Source organism: Leucothrix pacifica, from assembly GCF_003172875.1.
Classification (GTDB): Bacteria; Pseudomonadota; Gammaproteobacteria; order Thiotrichales; family Thiotrichaceae; genus Leucothrix; species Leucothrix pacifica.
This window is the reverse complement of sequence record NZ_QGKM01000002.1, coordinates 46,210-62,701: the sequence shown is the minus strand read 5'-3', so window position 1 is coordinate 62,701 and position 16,492 is coordinate 46,210. Positions and strand designations below refer to the sequence as shown.

Sequence of the window (16,492 nt, the reverse complement as noted above, 5' to 3'; positions counted from 1 at the left end):
ATAGGATGGCACGAATTACATTACGACAATTATTAGATCACGCATCAGAGCGTGGTTACGCAGTACCGGCATTTAACATCAACAACATGGAGCAAATGATTGCGATCATGGAGGCGGCGAAGGCATGTGATTCTCCGGTAATCCTGCAAGCGAGTCGCGGTGCACGTGGTTACGCGGGCGATATCATGATCCGCAAGATGGTGGAGGCAGCTGAGGAAATGTATCCGACTATTCCGGTGTGTTTGCATCAGGATCACGGTAACGATGAAACGACCTGTTTCTCAGCAATCCAGAACGGTTTTACCTCGGTGATGATGGATGGGTCCTTGGAGGCAGATGCTTCAACACCGGCAAGTTACGAATATAACTGTGATATCACAGGTCGTGTTACTGACATGGCGCACAGAGTGGGTGTCTCGGTGGAGGGTGAGCTGGGTTGTCTCGGCTCACTTGAGACTGGAGAAGGTGAGAAGGAAGACGGTCACGGATTCGACGGTAAGTTGGAAATGGATCAGCTACTCACAGATCCTGATCAGGCGGTTGATTTTGTTTCCAAGACCAAAGTCGATGCATTGGCTATCGCGATGGGAACGTCTCACGGTGCTTACAAATTTAGCCGCAAGCCGGATGGCGATATTCTGGCGATGAATGTGGTGCAGGCGATTAATGAGCGTCTGCCGGGTGTTCACCTGGTTATGCATGGTTCTTCCAGCGTGCCTCAGGAATTGCAGGATATGTTTAATGCCAATGGTGGCGAGATGCCGCAGACCTATGGCGTGCCGGTTGAAGAAATTGAGCGTGGTATTAAGTTTGGTGTGCGCAAAGTCAATATCGATACCGATTGCCGCTTGGCGATGACTGCAGCGATGCGCGGTGTCGCGATTTCAAATGCCGCTCAGTTTGATCCTCGTAAGTTTATGCAGCCTGCGTTGGATGAAATGCAGAAGCTGTGTCTGGATCGTTTTGAGCGCTTCGGTTGTGCGGGTAATGCTTCAAAAATTCAGGTGATTTCAGTGGCGGATATGGCGGCAAGCTATTTACGCGGTGATCTGGACCCGAAAATTGCCGATATGAAAACGGCAGCAGCAGCTTAATGCGTTTTTAGATATGCCACTCAAGCTGCTGTTTCAGGCTACCGCCTCCGAGCGATATAGCTTGGTCGTTCAGACAGCAGCAATGAGCAGCGTTACATGTGTGGCTTAGGTGATCAAATATAACAAGGACTTCAATATGGCTAATAAAACATTAATTTCACCATCGATTCTATCGGCAGATTTTGCACGACTTGGTGAAGAGGTTCGTGCGATTGACGAGCGCGGGGCCGATTGGATTCATGTGGATGTGATGGATGGGCATTTTGTGCCAAACATCACCATCGGGCCGGATGTGGTTAAGGCATTACGCCCGCACTCTGAAAAGGTGTTTGATGTACACCTGATGATTTCACCGTGCGACGCGTATTTGGAAGCCTTTGCCAATGCCGGAGCCGATTATATAACCGTGCATGCTGAAGCAACGACACACCTTGATCGTTCCCTACAAGCGATCCGTCAATTGGGTAAAAAGGCGGGTGTGTCGTTGAATCCGGCGACGCCAGAAACGGTGTTGGAATATGTCATCGATAAGATTGATCTAGTGTTGGTGATGTCGGTCAACCCAGGATTTGGTGGGCAGTCGTTTATCGAATCACAGTTACAGAAAATCGAGCGCATTCGCAAAATGATTGGTGATCGTGACATTTTGATTGAAGTGGATGGTGGTGTTACGCCTGCTAATGCAGCAGCCGTGGCGGGTGCCGGAGCGGATGTGCTGGTTGCGGGTTCTGCCGTGTTTAAAGGCGGCACGCCGGATCATTACGAAGCCAATATCGCTGCGATTCGCCAAGCAGCTGATGGTGCTTAACGATTTATTAGTTTCTTTCGGAGATCATCATTATGACCAGACCATCAACCTATGTCGGTGTACAAAATGAAATAAACGGCGGCATGACGCCTATCGCCAAACTGGTGCGTGACGCTTGGGTATTTGAAATATTGCCGGAAGAGGAGACCTGCGAAGGCTGGGATTTGGGCCGGGTCAATCTACTGTTAGACGAGGTCAATCGCGAGTGGGATAAATACGGCTGTCTGGTGAGTCGATTACCGGTTGCTCTGGCAGAGCGCCATAACCGTATTCACAGTGCCGCCATCGAACATGCGCGCGCTGCCGGATGGTCTGGTGAGTCTGAAACGTCTGACGAAGGATAAAGGGGAATTACATGTTTGACAAGCCCGCAGGACATGATCAGTACTTGGTAAAAGATGAGCCTTATTACGAATTGGTCGGGGACGAGGTTGCGCTATATGAAGCGGCCTACAGTGCGCGCATGCCAATGATGTTAAAAGGCCCGACAGGGTGCGGAAAGTCGCGTTTTGTTGAGTACATGGTGTGGAAATTAAAGCGTCCATTGATCACCGTGGCGTGTAATGAAGACATGACTGCTTCAGATTTGGTGGGGCGATTCCTGTTAGATAAAGACGGCACGAAATGGCAGGACGGGCCACTGGCGACCTCGGCACGTATCGGTGCGATTTGCTATCTGGATGAAGTGGTTGAAGCACGTCAGGATACCACGGTTGCTATCCACCCTTTGACGGATCACCGACGCACATTGCCGCTGGATAAGAAAGGTGAATTGATCGAAGCGCATCCTGATTTTCAGCTGGTGATTTCTTACAATCCCGGCTACCAGAGCATGATGAAAGATCTCAAACAATCCACTAAACAGCGTTTTGGAGCGATGGATTTTGACTATCCAACCGAGCAGACGGAAGTCTCGATTGTGTCAAAAGAGTCTGGTGTGGATGCGGATACCGCAGGGAAGTTAGTGCAAATAGCACACCGCGCCAGAAACCTGAAAGGGCATGGTTTGGATGAGGGGATATCTACCCGACTGTTGGTTTATGCAGGGCAGTTAATTAGTAAAGGGGTGAATCCTGAAGCGGCTTGTACGATGACCATGGTAACGCCACTGACTGATGATCCAGATATGCGCGATACGCTGAATGCGGCGGTGCAGACGTTTTTTGGGTGAAGATAATTCGCTATTGTGACCTGTAGCGCCAGTAAAGCATCACTAGCAATCCAGTTAACGCGCCACCTAAATGGACTGAGTGCGCCATGATAAAGCGGCCAAACTGCGAAAAACTGGTTAGCTGAAGTACTAAGTCGATACTGATTAACCCGAGAGCAAAATACTTCGCCACTATTGGGAATGGGATATATTTAAAAGACATTTTCTCATTTGGAAAAAGCACAGCAACTGCAACGATTAAGCCATATAACGCGCCCGAAGCCCCGACAACTTCTCTGCGGTACATTCGCGATAAGGCATAAACCGTTTTTTGATAAATTTCATTCCCTGAGAGGGTTTGAGAACTGTTTTCGAGGGCTTCAAACGCACTGACTAATGCGCGCCCGGTGGCGTATTCGTGGCCCTGCAGCAGGGTGTACATGACACCTGACCCAATACCCGCCAACATGTAAAGTATGATAAATCGTTTGCTACCAAGCGCACGCTCTACAATACAGCCAAAGAAAAATAACCCCACCATATTAATGATGAGATGCATCGGCCCATGATGCATAAACATGCTGGTGAGATATTGCCAAACCGCGTATTTCTCATTGACCAGTAAATACAACCCGAATACTTCGGTCATCTTATACGGTACTACACGGTCCAGTAAGAATAGGGCAACATTCATGATGATTAAAATGCGTACTGCGGGTGTCATTCTATTGATGGCGGCTAAGACCAGGTTGTTTATTTTCATTTTTAGCAGTACGTCTTAGTATATAAAAGCGATGATTAAGTGAGCTTAGGATCGGTGGCTTTCTTATTCCAAATCACTCCGCTATACGCGCTCGACATCAAATCCTACAATGTTTCGTTGATCCTTACTAAATTCAACCCCAAGCAAATAAACCGGCTGACCATTGCCTACAAATTTATCGGCATAAGCTTTGTCTTTAATTTGCTGGAGCGCTTTGCCCTCAGGGCTTAGCTCAACCACCTTAAACTCGAAGATATAAACAGACTGATTAAAGGTCAGCGTCATATCGATCCGCCCAAGATTGGTACTGTCCTCAACGGTGACCTTTAAACCTAGCGACGCGAAATAAGAGTAAAACACGGAGGCATAGTAGCCTTCGTAATTTTGAATCTCGTTGTTGCTATACCATTGGTGAGGAATGCTTGCATAAAAGCGTTGGAATAGGGCGCTTAGACCATCAAAATCATTCGCTAGCAATAGCTGGTAAAGCTGAGTGCTGTTTCGGGCTTGCTCTGAGTTGTTTTGTACAAGACTGGATAATAAATGTTGGTTTAAACTTTGCTCAACTTCGCGGTTTGGGTAACCCAGTGTGTAGAAGTAATTTCCGCCAAGGTTTTCTTCTTTTTTTATCGTTAGATAACCCGTTTGAAACAGCAGTGCTTCGGTGCCAATCTTCTCAATGTCAAAACTATTCATCATGTCGCTAGTGCTAAGCATTTTTTCCAGCGATGGTGTAGGGACTTTATTTTCAATTAGCCAGTTGACCAAAAAGGTAGGTGTACCGGTTTCAAACCAATAGTCACTGTACTTACGGCGACGGAATAGCTGCAACACATCAAATGGATTGTAAACCCCTTCACCTAACCAGTTATAGCCATTGTACCAATCGCGGATTTCATTCCGGTCAAGTCCATCCAGCTCGGGTTCAAAAACGGTATCAATGTCATGGTCGGTGTAGCCACAAACCGTGGAAAAATTGGGATCAAGCGAAATATCGGTTAGGTTGTTCAGACCTGAAAAAATACTGGCTTTTGTAAAGTTGCTAACACCAGTAAAAAAGCTAAATTTAATATGCGCATCGCTGTCTTTAACCGTGCCGTAAAAGCCAAGTAACAAATCACGATTTGCCTTAGCTAGCTCGGGTTTATGAAGTACATCTAATACTGGTTTATCGTATTCATCAACCAAAATCGCGACCTGTTGACCGCTCTTTTCTTGCGCATAACGGATTAGGGATCTAAAACGGCCGGATAGTGTTGTGTGAGTTGTAGAATGGCCAAATTGCTTGTCCAGATGATCCAATTGCTCTGTGATGTTTTTTTGAAGCTCATTGGGTTCTGTGTATTGGCCTCCACCAAAGCTGAGACGCAGCACAGGGTATTTTGTTGTCCAGTCCCATTGTTCGTGGGCGGCTAAGCCGGTAAAGAGGGGTTGATTCCCTTCAAAAAGCTCTTTCAACGTATCGAGAAATAAGCTCTTACCAAAACGACGGGGCCGCGAAAGAAAGTAATGCTTACCTTCTTCAATCAGGTCGATCAGCATCTGTGTCTTATCGACGTAGTAGTAATCGTTTTCTCGTATGTCACGAAAAGTCTGTATGCCGATAGGGAGCTTTTTTCTTTGTTTCATACTGAGATTACTGATTGATTTAATTGAAGTTTAGCATGTTTTAGATTTTATCTGGGACCGACTTAAGTAGCTGTTGTTCGGACAACTTAATTTGATATGTCTTGTGGATAAAACTAATCTATTTAACATTTACTGAACGCTGCACCTGTCTGTGAATATCTTGCAAAAAGTGCATCGGTATAGGTTGCCTATAATGGCGACAAGCTAAAAATATAATTGGCCAAAACGGATACTTGATCGCGGACAATTCTCTAAATTGACTTGACTCGTCACATTCATCAAATACTTCCTTAAGTAGATCTGATGGCTCTTTATCAATACTCACATCAGATAGTGTTCCACCATGATTCGCATCATTTTTATAGAAGTACTCTTCTGAGGAATCTCCCGGATACCAAACTTGAAAATTACAATGCTCAAGGAAGTCTGCCTTTAGTCTTTGAACAAACCGGTATGGTTGATCAAAACCAAAAATAGCAGAGAAAACTGAAATGTATGGATAGAGAATTGACCCTTTAGTCACTGATTCTCTGTAGCTTTTGGTGTCATCAACGGGGTGCTCGATAAGCTCCGCATAGTTTTCAATTGTTGATGGATATGTGTTGTTTGTCTGAAAAAAGAAATAACAGCCGTCAGTCATTATAGATAACCAGTTATTAATATGACCTTGATTATTTCCGTCTAAACCCAAAAAATACAGAGCCAACATGATGTCTATTGCTTGCTCGTCTTTGTAGGGGCTAAACAGTATTGGGTTATTTGTAATAAGCTGCTTCAAAGATGAGTGATATGAGTGGGTCACTGCATACAGCTTTTCATTAGCTTCACTATTGCTATCGGTAACCTGAGTTGAGAGCCAGTCGGCCCAAATCCCTGCCATCGAAAGGCGACCAAGGATATCAAACAACTTTAAATTGGTATCAACAGGACAGGCAGGGTTGATAGCTGAAGATAGCGCATGGAGCTTGTCAGTGTACGGAAGCACGACTACTTCCAAATAATGATTTGCTATTTCAATATGCAGCTTCAAAATTGCATCCAAGGTTTCTTGTATCGACCGTGGGATCTTGTTCTTTTGACCAAAGCTTGATTTCGACAAATCCCAAGCATGAAGGAGAACTGATTCAGATGATAGGTACGCACTCTCTAAGTTATTTTCTTCTCGGCACCAGGCATAGAGAATCCACAGAGAAATATAGAGCTGCCTTATTGATGTAAGATCATCTTTTGCTGTTCGGTCCCCCGCTTTAGTCAGCAGGTGAATCAAATGGCTGAAGTGTTTAAATGACACCTCAGGTTCATCTATCATTGCCAGCGACTTTCTAAGTTGACTACGCAAATACTCTGGGACAAAATCTTCTTGCAGCAGGTGATGCTCAATATATTCAGCTAGCTTATCCCCATTCCACTCACTGAATGTCACGTTATTTCTCTCACTCCTACTTTTGGTATAACCAGATACTTCTTGCCTTATTTTCGATTCAATGTCACCACCAAAGCATAAGCAGATTTCAATCGGTTTATTAGCGTGCTCCGAGGGAATTCTTGAAGGAATGAATCCGTAAATAATATCATCCAGTGACGGAAGTAACGCTTGATCAGATGAGCCATTCCAGGTGCTTCGAGTAAGGTTTCCCGATTTAACTGAAAAAAGGTAAACCGTTTCCTCTCCACCTTCTATGCTCCCTACGGCTGCAATATCAACGCCGTACTCTTTTGTCCCTCGACTGGGTGATATGAAGACATTCAATCCCATCTGACTAAGCAAATCAGGCAGGATAGCATCCAGTTCATCACGCTCTCTAAGCGAAGCAAGGTACTCTTTGATTAAAAGCTTCATTTAGTGCACCCCTCCAAACGAAATCTGCGTATTTGAAAATTTAATCCGTGAGGGTCAATAAGCTCAAGCGACGGAAATTCAAATTTGGTGGAAACTTTTTGCATTTGAGATTCCTGTCGGTGCTTCTCACCACTGTGATACATATAATGAATCGAGTTGGTGCCATACAAAAGGACGGACTCTTTTATCATGGAAAGGAAAGCCGACTCTTCTCGTACTCCGTCATGCATTTCACTCATCATTTTATGATAATGTCGGCTATACGCATGGCGTTGAGCTTCACTAGTCCTCATTTCCTTAATTCCTGAAACTTGATCTAAACCATCATGATACTCATCGAGTTTTTCTAGCACTGAAGCAGTAAAGTTTTGCATTTTTTCTGATGAGTCACTTGGCATATTCTCCAGATATTCTTTTACACCACCGGGATAACTAATGAGCAACGGATCAAAAACAATGCCAGATATTTCTTCTAGCTGTTCTTCTGGAGCGGAGTCGATTAAGGAAGCAATAAAACTAATTGCAGAAAACTGCTTAATAAAAAGCCACCCGCAAGCTTTTTTCGTGAGAAAGAGATGAGCATTAGTATTCTCCCCTGACAACTGTGACAAATCGCACTGAATGGCAACCTCTCTCGTGCGGCTAATATCAAATAAGTCACAACAGAATCGTCCAAGTGCTGCATTTCTTGATAGAAGCCATCTTGTGACAAGTTCTGACAAATAGGTATCCTTGTTTCGGAAAAGCTCGCCAACTAAGCTACTAAAATCAGCAATAGATATTTCATATTTAGATTGCTCAAATAGCTTTTCTATAAGCTCAATAACTCTGCAGGATTCTCCTCGTTTCAAAACATTAGTGAAGGCATAGTCAAGTTTATTGAGCGTGCCTTTGTTCTGTGGTTTGACTTTGCAAGCAAGCAAAAAAAGACTATTTTCAATTTCACCTGGTATTTTTCCTCTTTCGAAGAATAGGATTTCAGCAGCGGCATGTATCAGATGATCATCAGCTACTTCTTGATGGTTTTGAATGAAAGATAACAGCGCAGCCTCGCAATCTTCATCTTGTTGAGCAAGCAAAGATAAGGATCTCAAAGAAACTGAAAAGAACGGATTATCTTTATGTGCATTGGGCGCTGAGACAATAATTTCCACAGCGGCTCCAATCAGTTTTTTTTGATCTTTGTAATCAACTTGGCCTAACGCAAAAATAGCTCTTTGTGAAATGGTACTGTTTTTACTTCCCCCTAAGGAAACGGCCTTTTCGACATATTCCTGAATATCAATTGTTGCTCCAGATATAATCGCGGATGAAATAAAATCAAATTCTTCATCAATTATATCTGTAGCGAGTGTCAGTACCTCTATCGGTCTTTCAGGGTCAGATTGGCAAAACTCTCTGAATGGTCTCATAAGAGTGTGTGATGTCATGTCTTTACCCGCTTCCAAGGTTAAATGCTTTACACAAGACATAACCTGGGAAGTCGGAGCATTAATTTCTGGTAAGACATTTTCCAACACGCCCCTGAGTAAGAAAAAATCTTTACCTTCATCTTTTGCTCTAAGCTTATTGAACTCAGAGATCACATCCAACAGGCCTTCGTTGTGCATACCTATTAACGAAGTATTCAGAGTACTCTCCTCACCATGGTCTTCTAGATATAACTTATATACCACATCCAGAAATGAGCCATTTTTATAGCTGTCCAGTAGTTTTTCATCCAACTCTTTCATTCTGTCCTTCCAAGTTTTGAGCTCTTGTAACCCAACGCCAACACCGCACTATTAACCCCATAAAGCGCCAACACATCCCGCAGCCACAATCGGCACCCAAGATCCTCAATACGGTGGTCACTTGAACAATCTACCTGCCACTGCCGCAACACATACCCCGCCATTGCCGCTCGCATTTTCAAGTGCAATACCCCATTCACCATCCCATAATCCCGCTCAATAATCTCTGGATGGGCACGATCAGGATGCGCAACAATATCCAGCTCCACAACACGATTCCATTGATGATCCTGTTCCGACAACTCGTTCTTGGCCAGCAAGCTGTCTGCCAATAGCTCCGTAGACTCCATACGCGTAAACACAAAGTCCCGAAACTCCCCAGACTTACGGTCAAAAGCACGAACATGCCAACGCAGACCGTCATTGGCTAAAGCAAATGGCACAATTTCTCGTTTTGATAGTCCGCTAGAATGTGAGAAGTAGCGCATCTTCACTGCTTTATGCTGGTGTATCGCCCGAGTCACTGGAGCCAGAATATCCGCCGAAGGGCGATTCGACACCGGAGGAAGTTCACATGATAACAAAGCATCTTGCGTCTGACCGATACCACCCCCAAAGCCACGCGATAACATCATTAATACGCGTTCAATGTTGTGTTCAAATACGGGCTTAAACGCTTTCCCTAATATGTAGGTTTTACGGCTGCCTTCAAAATCAATATTGTTAGGACATTGCTCACGGTACAGTGTGAAGTCACGGGTTGCTGCGGCTGGTGCAACACTGAAGCGCTCCATGAGATCTTGTCTGCGTATGTCACCGAGAAAAAATAATCGAAACTCGATATAAGCCAAGCGTTCCCGTTGCGCTAAACTGGAGTTGCTTATTTTTTCAGATGAAGTGTTGGTAGTTGACTGTTTCATGTACAACATTATGCTTTTCTATGTTTTAGAATACAAGCTAATCGATTATGTTATCTAATCAATTTGATGATGATTTTAAAAATCAGGGTAAGGCCATGAAAAAAGCAGTTATATGAACTAACTTCAACATTTGAAGTGCATGCGCAAACTACTGAAAGTGAGATGGAATTCTGGCTGGCTCGTGACCTGCAACACTTGCTGGGTTGTGCCGAATAGCGCAATTTCACTCTAGTTATTAGCAAAGCTAAAACTGCCTATGAAGTCACTGGTCACGCCACTCTCGATCATTTTGTTGATGTTAACAAAATGATCGCAATGCCTAAAGGAGCTGAGAAAGAGATACCTGATATCATGCTTACACGCTATGCCTGTTACCTGATCGCTCAAAGCGGTGATCATTGAAAAGCAGCTGGTGGTTGATGGATAAAAAAATTACTGAGAAGCTTGAGATACCTACCCTTTGAACTAAGCGTTGTTTTTTTCTATCAAATTGGGTGCTATGTTAGTAAAAAATATTTTGAGGAAACAAGCATGCTACCAGCAGAAGTATTACAAGATTACGAAACACTGCCCACCGAGGCGCAGCGGCAAGTCATAGACTTCATTGAGTTTATGAAAGCCCGTTACCAAAAAACTAAGTCAGAGAATAAGACCTCAAGCATTGAGGATTCTTTTGGGCTTTTGAAGGCAAGCAGAACTGTCACATTAGATGAGATGGATATGGCTGTTGAAACTGAAGGAGGAAAGCTTTGATTGCTGTCGATACTAATGTACTAGTTCGAATTCTGGTACAAGACACCGAGCAACAGAAGCAAACAGAGTTGGCGCAGGAGTTGGTCAAAAAGTCAGGAGCAGTCTTTGTACCTCAAATGGTGCAAGTTGAGCTGGTGTGGGTATTAGAGGCAGCGTATAAGTTTGAAAAAACCGACGTCGTCGGTGCATTGCAATATTTGCTCACAAGTAGTTTTTATCGACTACAGCGAGAAGAAAGTTTCAAACTGGCGCTAGAACGGTTTCAGACAGGAAATGCCGGATTTGCAGATTCTTTGATAGCGGTTGAAAGCCAATTTGAAAATGTTGAGCTATGGACTTTTGACCGGAAGCTTAGCAAGCAGAGTGGCGTGATTAAATTGACTGAACAAGCTATGGCGGATCTACCTCGCCCGTAGCTACTAACACTACCTAAGCATCTCCTCCTGCAGCGCATTCCCCCCTTCATCCAACAAAAACTCCAAAAACTTCTGAGCCGTCCGCGACAGCCTTTTTTCCTTCCGATGCACCGCATACCATTTCCGTTGCACCGGAAAATGCTGCACATCCAGCACCGTCAGCAACCCCGCTTCCAACTCAATTTTCAGGTTATAAAGCGACAATACCGAAATCCCCAAGCCCGCCATCACCGCCTGCTTAATCGCCTCGGCACTACCAATTTCCATATAGGTATTAGCCTTTAATCCACTCTCCTCAAACAAGCGATTTCTAAAGGCGCGGGTGCCTGAGCCTTCCTCACGTGAGATAAACCGTTCATTAGCGATGGCAGAGAGCGGTATGTTTTTCTTTTTTGCCAATGGGTGATCGACCGGTGCGACAAACACCAGTGGGTTATCCAGAAAGTAATTGGCCTCTAGTGACATGTGCTCCGGGTAGCTTCCCATTATGAAAATGTCATCAAGATTTTCGGCGAGTCGGGTCTTAACTTTGGATTGATTGGTGATGGTTAGCGATGGCTCAACGTCAGGGTACATCTTCAAAAAACGCCCCAGCAAATGCGGCATAAAATACTTGGAACTGGTGATCGCCGATATTCTCAAGGGGCCGCTTATGGTGCGTTCCATGTCCTGAATGTCTTCGTTAAACAGTTCCAAACGCGTCAGCACATCATCGGTTGCGTAGAACAATTCTTTGCCCGCATCGGTCAGGTAAATCTTCTTTCCAATCTTTTCAATGAGTGGAATTCCGACGGTTTCTGATAGGCGTTTTATCTGAATCGACACACCGGATTGAGAAAGATGCAATTCATTTGCTACGGCGGTGAAGGATAAATGTTTCGCCAAACTGTGAAATAAACGCATTTGATGGATGGTTATGTGCTTTAAATTCATAAGCTTAAGTAGAGAGTTATAATATTAGAAAATACTTATATTTACTTTAGTTAATGATTCCCATCATAACTATTAACTTTTAGTTTGACTAGCGATTTTTTAGTATCAAACACAGTCGAAATAAGCCTCATTCGGGCAAGTATTCCCAACTGAATAAAAGGAAGGAGAAATCAATGGCGAAGCAATACAACGCTGGTGTTCAGGATTACCGGCAAACCTACTGGCAGCCAGATTATGTCCCATTGGATACCGATCTACTGGCCTGCTTCAAAATCACACCGCAACCCGGTATTGACCGCGAAGAGGCAGCAGCAGCGGTTGCAGCTGAGTCATCAACAGGTACTTGGACAACAGTATGGACTGATTTATTAACCGACATGGATTACTACCGTGGACGTTGTTACCGAATCGAAGATGTACCGGGTGATGATTCATGTTACTACGCCTTTATTGCCTATCCTATTGACCTGTTTGAGGAAGGTTCGGTTGTAAACGTATTCACCTCATTGGTGGGTAATGTATTCGGATTTAAAGCGGTTCGTGCACTGCGTCTTGAAGATGTTCGCTTCCCGATTGCCTTTGTAAAGACCTGTAATGGCCCACCGCATGGTATTCAGGTTGAGCGTGACCATATGAATAAATATGGCCGTCCGATGCTGGGTTGTACCATCAAGCCTAAGCTGGGTCTGTCTGCAAAGAACTATGGCCGTGCGGTTTATGAAGTACTTCGTGGTGGTCTGGATTTCTCAAAGGATGATGAGAATATCAACTCACAGCCGTTTATGCGTTGGAGAGATCGTTTCTTATTTGTGCAGGATGCAATTGAGACAGCACAAGCGCAGACAGGTGAGCGTAAAGGTCATTACCTCAACGTAACAGCAGCATCTCCGGAAGAGATGTATGAGCGTGCTGAGTTTGCAAAAGAGATTGGTTCGCCAATCATTATGCATGACTACCTAACGGGTGGCTTGACTGCAAATACAGGTTTGGCGCGCTGGTGTCGTAAGAACGGCATGTTGCTGCACATTCACCGTGCTATGCACGCAGTACTGGACCGTAACCCGCATCACGGTATTCATTTCCGCGTACTGACAAAAGCCCTTCGTTTATCAGGTGGTGACCATCTACATACCGGTACGGTTGTGGGTAAGTTGGAAGGTGACCGTGAGTCCACGCTTGGTTGGATTGATCTGTTGCGTGAGTCTTACATTCCTGAAGATCGTTCACGCGGTATTTTCTTTGATCAGGACTGGGGTTCAATGCCTGGTGTATTCGCAGTGGCGTCTGGTGGTATCCACGTATGGCACATGCCTGCCTTGGTGAGCATTTTTGGTGATGATTCTGTACTGCAGTTTGGTGGCGGTACTTTGGGACATCCTTGGGGTAATGCAGCGGGTGCAGCGGCCAATCGTGTGGCGCTGGAAGCCTGTGTTGAAGCGCGTAATCGCGGTGTTGAGTTGGAGCGAAATGGTAAGGAAATTCTCACCAAAGCGGCTCAGTCCAGCCCTGAATTGAAAATCGCCATGGAGACATGGAAAGAGATCAAGTTTGAGTTCGATACAGTCGACAAGCTTGATGTTCAGAATCGCTAATTGATAAGGAGTTAATAGGATGTCATCTGTAGCAGATTATAAGCAGGAAATGCGGTTTGAGACTTTTTCTTATCTCCCACCGCTTACATCGGATGAAATACGTGCGCAAATTCAGTACGTCATTTCTCAAGGCTGGAACCCGGCGGTAGAACACGTTGAGCCGTCAGGCGCGATGCGTAATTACTGGTTTATGTGGAAGCTTCCGTTTTTCGGTGAGCAGAGTGTTGACTCTGTGCTGGCAGAGGTTGAAGCCTGTCATCGTGAGTATCCGGATCATCATATTCGTTTGATCGGTTACGACAACTACACCCAAAGTCAGGGAACGGCCTTCGTTGTATACAGAGGGTAATTTTATTCACCGGAGTGAGGAATTGCTATGCCTGCATTAAGTAGTGCTGACAAAAAGCAACAGGCGCATGAAGCCAGACGTCAGGCGGCACTGAAGAGTGCTCAGAATCGTCGTAGGCGTGAAAGACCAGCGGCTGTTCAGACCCAAAGCCAGCCAGCGGCGAAGCCGGAAAGTGCTCCTGCCGCTGAAACCCTTGCCGATACTGTTCTTTCTGCACCGGCCAGCATGAGTGTTGAGCTGAGTGATGCGGGCAGTAGCGAGGTGGATGAGTTATGCGAGATCGTGGAGTCAAATCCGACCGCGTTGGGGTCTGACCTGAACAATGTGCGCCAACTGTGTCGTAACCGTCGTAAGGCATTGTCATCAAAAGGCAAAGCTGCAGTTCCGAGCAAAAGTAGCGCTTTGGGTCGTGGTGGAAATGCTGCAAGAGCAATGGCTTTTGCAGCAGGTCAAATCAATGGCCGTGACTTGGCTAAATTACGTCGTAGTGAAATGGCCAGTAAGGGCCGTGGTGATGCGCCGGTGTCTCGCCCGAGTGGTCGGGTAAGGCCAACGGTTGCTCCACCGAAAGTTGAGGTGGGTACGACGCTGGCAGGTCATGAAGTATCGGGCACGCAAGTTGAGCGCACGACGGCTGTGACGGGTAACGAGCAAGGAACTTGCCGCGCGATCACTGGCACGGAGTATGTGGGAACTGAGCAGTTTGCCAGTTTCTGCGGCACTAAGCCGGAGCCGAATACACCGAAAGTTGCCTTGAGTATTACGGGTGGTGGAAATGCTGTGAGTGGTACTGAGGTCGGACGTTCCCATAAAGTGACGGGTGATGAGCAAGGCAGTTGTGTGAGCGTGACCGGATCTGAGTATATTGGTGCGGACAAAATGGCTAACTTTTGCGGTGTTCAACCGTCTGCGAAGCCTGCCAAAGTCATGAGTGGTCGTTCGGAAAAAACAGATACCCGAATTACCGGCGTTGATGAGGCTCGTATGAATGCAACGGGCAGTGAAGCCGGTGCAAACAATCGTATCACTGGTTCGCAGTATGCGGATATGGGGGCAGCTAAGATGACCATCAACGGGCCATCAAAAGTTGCACTCACGCACACAATTGCAGGTCAGGCGATAACGGGTACAGAGGTTGGTCGTTCAGCGGCTGTGACCGGTGATGAGTACGGTAGTTGTCGTCCGGTGACGGGGACGGAGTACATCTCTAATGAGCAGTTTGCGTCGGTCTGTGGAACGATTGCAGCGCCACATCCTGCCAAAGTAGGCGTTGATAATAGCCTTCAGGGGCAGCGTATTACGGGTGCATTAGTTGATCGCACGGAAAAGGTGACGGGTAATGAACCTGGCTCATGCACACATCTGACCGGTACGCAGTATGGCGAGAGCAAGCTGTGCGGTGGCGCAGCGCCTAAAGTTAATAATATGCACACCTTAAATGGAGGTCATTTAACCGGGAATAGTATTGATCTTTCCCCAAAGATGACAGGTGACGAGCAGGGTGGGTGTCTTCCCGTCACCGGTTATTACGGACAAGAGCAGTTCGCTCACTGTCCCAGCACCCCAGTGGCAGCTCCGGCTAAAGTAGGAGTGGACCACACACCGAAAGGTGAGCATGTATCAGGAACGATGCTCGGTGCGGTTGGCAATGTCACGGGTAATGAGCATGGCGCTCAGTTACCGGTGAGTGGCACGCCTTATGCAGGTATTCAGGCTCCGCAGCATCATGGCTCATGTTGTGATTCTTGTGCGGTTCGTGATGCAGCGGCAGCAGCGGGACTCGTCGCGCCAACCCATCATCATGCAGCTCAGGTGTCACAGCCACAAGCCACGCAAGCTTATGCGCAACAGCCATCGTCTGTGCCAGCACAGCAGTACCCGGTACAACAAGCAGTTCAGGCTGCCCCACCAGTAGCACCTCAGGACTTTAGTATTGTGTCACCAGCGCGTGCTGCACAAATTACGGGTAGTCATGGTGGTTATCACGATACAGGTCGGGTGACTGGTCCTGGTGATTTAGCGACGAATCGAGTTTCAGGAACACCGGAGTTCCGTTATCCGGATACTCGCCAAATGGCCGCGCCTGCGCCTGCACCGATTATGGCTGCACCGGCTCAGCTTCCTGTTCAGCAAGCGAATTTTGCACCTGCTGAACCAGCGCCGATGCCTCAGCAAGCGATGGCTCAACCACAGCAGCAAGTAATGATGCCAGTGGAGCAAGCACCAGCGATGCATTCACAGCGGATTACCGGTGAAGGTCGCGAAGGTGGTTTTACTGTATCTGGTGATAACTGGGGACGTGCGCCGGGAATGACAGGGACAGAAGGTCATGTTGCTCAAGGCCGTAATCCAACGTTACGTGTTGGTGAGATGCAGCAACCGGTGAATAACGCCTACCACAACAAAGGCATGGAGCGTCCGGAAGTGCCGGCAGCGCGAGTGACTGGCAGTAGTGGTAATAGTGCGGAAGGTGCTGTGATTACAGTATCTGGCGGGGCAAGAGGCTAAGGCT

At 46.2% G+C, this 16,492-nt stretch carries 15 protein-coding genes; 9 read left to right on the top strand and 6 right to left on the bottom strand.

Annotated features, from left to right (window positions below; all coding sequences use genetic code 11):
- The first annotated feature begins 5 nt into the window (after window positions 1-5).
- The 4 genes from fba (at window position 6) to DKW60_RS00920 (ending at window position 3,073) form a co-directional block, all read left to right on the top strand.
- On the top strand, window positions 6-1,094 hold the full coding sequence (gene fba / locus DKW60_RS00935; protein ID WP_109835786.1) for a class II fructose-bisphosphate aldolase: 1,089 nt from the start codon (window positions 6-8) through the stop codon (window positions 1,092-1,094).
- A gap of 136 nt (window positions 1,095-1,230) precedes the next feature.
- Complete coding sequence (gene rpe / locus DKW60_RS00930; RefSeq protein ID WP_109835785.1) at window positions 1,231-1,902, top strand: ribulose-phosphate 3-epimerase; 672 nt, start codon at window positions 1,231-1,233, stop codon at window positions 1,900-1,902.
- Window positions 1,903-1,934: 32 nt separating this feature from the next.
- Window positions 1,935-2,246, top strand: coding sequence for a hypothetical protein (locus DKW60_RS00925; protein ID WP_109835784.1), 312 nt, complete (start codon window positions 1,935-1,937; stop codon window positions 2,244-2,246).
- 11 nt (window positions 2,247-2,257) lie between these two features.
- Window positions 2,258-3,073, top strand: a complete 816-nt coding sequence (locus DKW60_RS00920) for a CbbQ/NirQ/NorQ/GpvN family protein (protein WP_109835783.1) — start codon at window positions 2,258-2,260, stop codon at window positions 3,071-3,073.
- A 10-nt stretch (window positions 3,074-3,083) separates the two neighbouring features.
- Here DKW60_RS00920 and DKW60_RS00915 read toward each other — a convergent pair whose 3' ends face one another.
- The 5 genes from DKW60_RS00915 to DKW60_RS00895 all read right to left on the bottom strand — a co-directional run bounded on the left by DKW60_RS00915 (window position 3,084) and on the right by DKW60_RS00895 (window position 9,937).
- Window positions 3,084-3,815, bottom strand: coding sequence for a rhomboid family intramembrane serine protease (locus DKW60_RS00915; protein WP_109835782.1), 732 nt, complete (start codon window positions 3,813-3,815; stop codon window positions 3,084-3,086).
- Window positions 3,816-3,896: 81 nt separating this feature from the next.
- Complete coding sequence (locus tag DKW60_RS00910) at window positions 3,897-5,444, bottom strand: ATP-binding protein (RefSeq protein ID WP_109835781.1); 1,548 nt, start codon at window positions 5,442-5,444, stop codon at window positions 3,897-3,899.
- 118 nt (window positions 5,445-5,562) lie between these two features.
- Window positions 5,563-7,284: a hypothetical protein gene (locus DKW60_RS00905; RefSeq protein ID WP_109835780.1), complete on the bottom strand. Its 1,722-nt coding sequence runs from the start codon at window positions 7,282-7,284 to the stop codon at window positions 5,563-5,565.
- Window positions 7,281-9,017 (bottom strand): hypothetical protein, encoded by a 1,737-nt coding sequence (locus DKW60_RS00900; RefSeq protein WP_109835779.1) that lies wholly within the window; start codon window positions 9,015-9,017, stop codon window positions 7,281-7,283. The genes DKW60_RS00905 and DKW60_RS00900 overlap by 4 nt, the downstream gene beginning before the upstream one ends.
- Window positions 9,014-9,937 (bottom strand): WYL domain-containing transcriptional regulator, encoded by a 924-nt coding sequence (locus DKW60_RS00895; protein WP_109835801.1) that lies wholly within the window; start codon window positions 9,935-9,937, stop codon window positions 9,014-9,016. The genes DKW60_RS00900 and DKW60_RS00895 overlap by 4 nt, the downstream gene beginning before the upstream one ends.
- A gap of 531 nt (window positions 9,938-10,468) precedes the next feature.
- Between DKW60_RS00895 and DKW60_RS00890 the strand changes: the two genes are divergently transcribed.
- Window positions 10,469-10,690, top strand: coding sequence for a DUF2281 domain-containing protein (locus DKW60_RS00890; RefSeq protein WP_109835778.1), 222 nt, complete (start codon window positions 10,469-10,471; stop codon window positions 10,688-10,690).
- Window positions 10,687-11,106, top strand: coding sequence for a type II toxin-antitoxin system VapC family toxin (locus tag DKW60_RS00885; protein ID WP_109835777.1), 420 nt, complete (start codon window positions 10,687-10,689; stop codon window positions 11,104-11,106). The genes DKW60_RS00890 and DKW60_RS00885 overlap by 4 nt, the downstream gene beginning before the upstream one ends.
- 9 nt (window positions 11,107-11,115) lie before the next feature.
- Here the strand turns inward: DKW60_RS00885 and DKW60_RS00880 are convergent, their stop codons facing one another.
- Window positions 11,116-12,009 carry a LysR family transcriptional regulator gene (locus DKW60_RS00880; RefSeq protein WP_245929525.1) on the bottom strand — a complete coding sequence of 298 codons (894 nt, stop codon included), beginning with the start codon at window positions 12,007-12,009 and terminating at the stop codon, window positions 11,116-11,118.
- Window positions 12,010-12,212: 203 nt separating this feature from the next.
- On the opposite strand from DKW60_RS00880, the gene DKW60_RS00875 reads away from it, so the two are divergent.
- The 3 genes from DKW60_RS00875 to DKW60_RS00865 are packed head-to-tail and all read left to right on the top strand — an operon-like array spanning window position 12,213 to window position 16,488.
- Entirely contained in the window at window positions 12,213-13,631 is a 1,419-nt protein-coding gene (locus DKW60_RS00875) for a form I ribulose bisphosphate carboxylase large subunit (RefSeq protein ID WP_109835775.1), read from the top strand.
- A gap of 19 nt (window positions 13,632-13,650) precedes the next feature.
- Window positions 13,651-13,980: a ribulose bisphosphate carboxylase small subunit gene (locus DKW60_RS00870; protein ID WP_109835774.1), complete on the top strand. Its 330-nt coding sequence runs from the start codon at window positions 13,651-13,653 to the stop codon at window positions 13,978-13,980.
- A gap of 27 nt (window positions 13,981-14,007) precedes the next feature.
- The gene (locus tag DKW60_RS00865; protein ID WP_109835773.1) at window positions 14,008-16,488 is read left to right on the top strand and encodes an alpha-carboxysome scaffolding protein CsoS2; all 2,481 of its coding nucleotides are present in this window, start codon (window positions 14,008-14,010) and stop codon (window positions 16,486-16,488) included.
- Window positions 16,489-16,492: the final 4 nt, after the last annotated feature.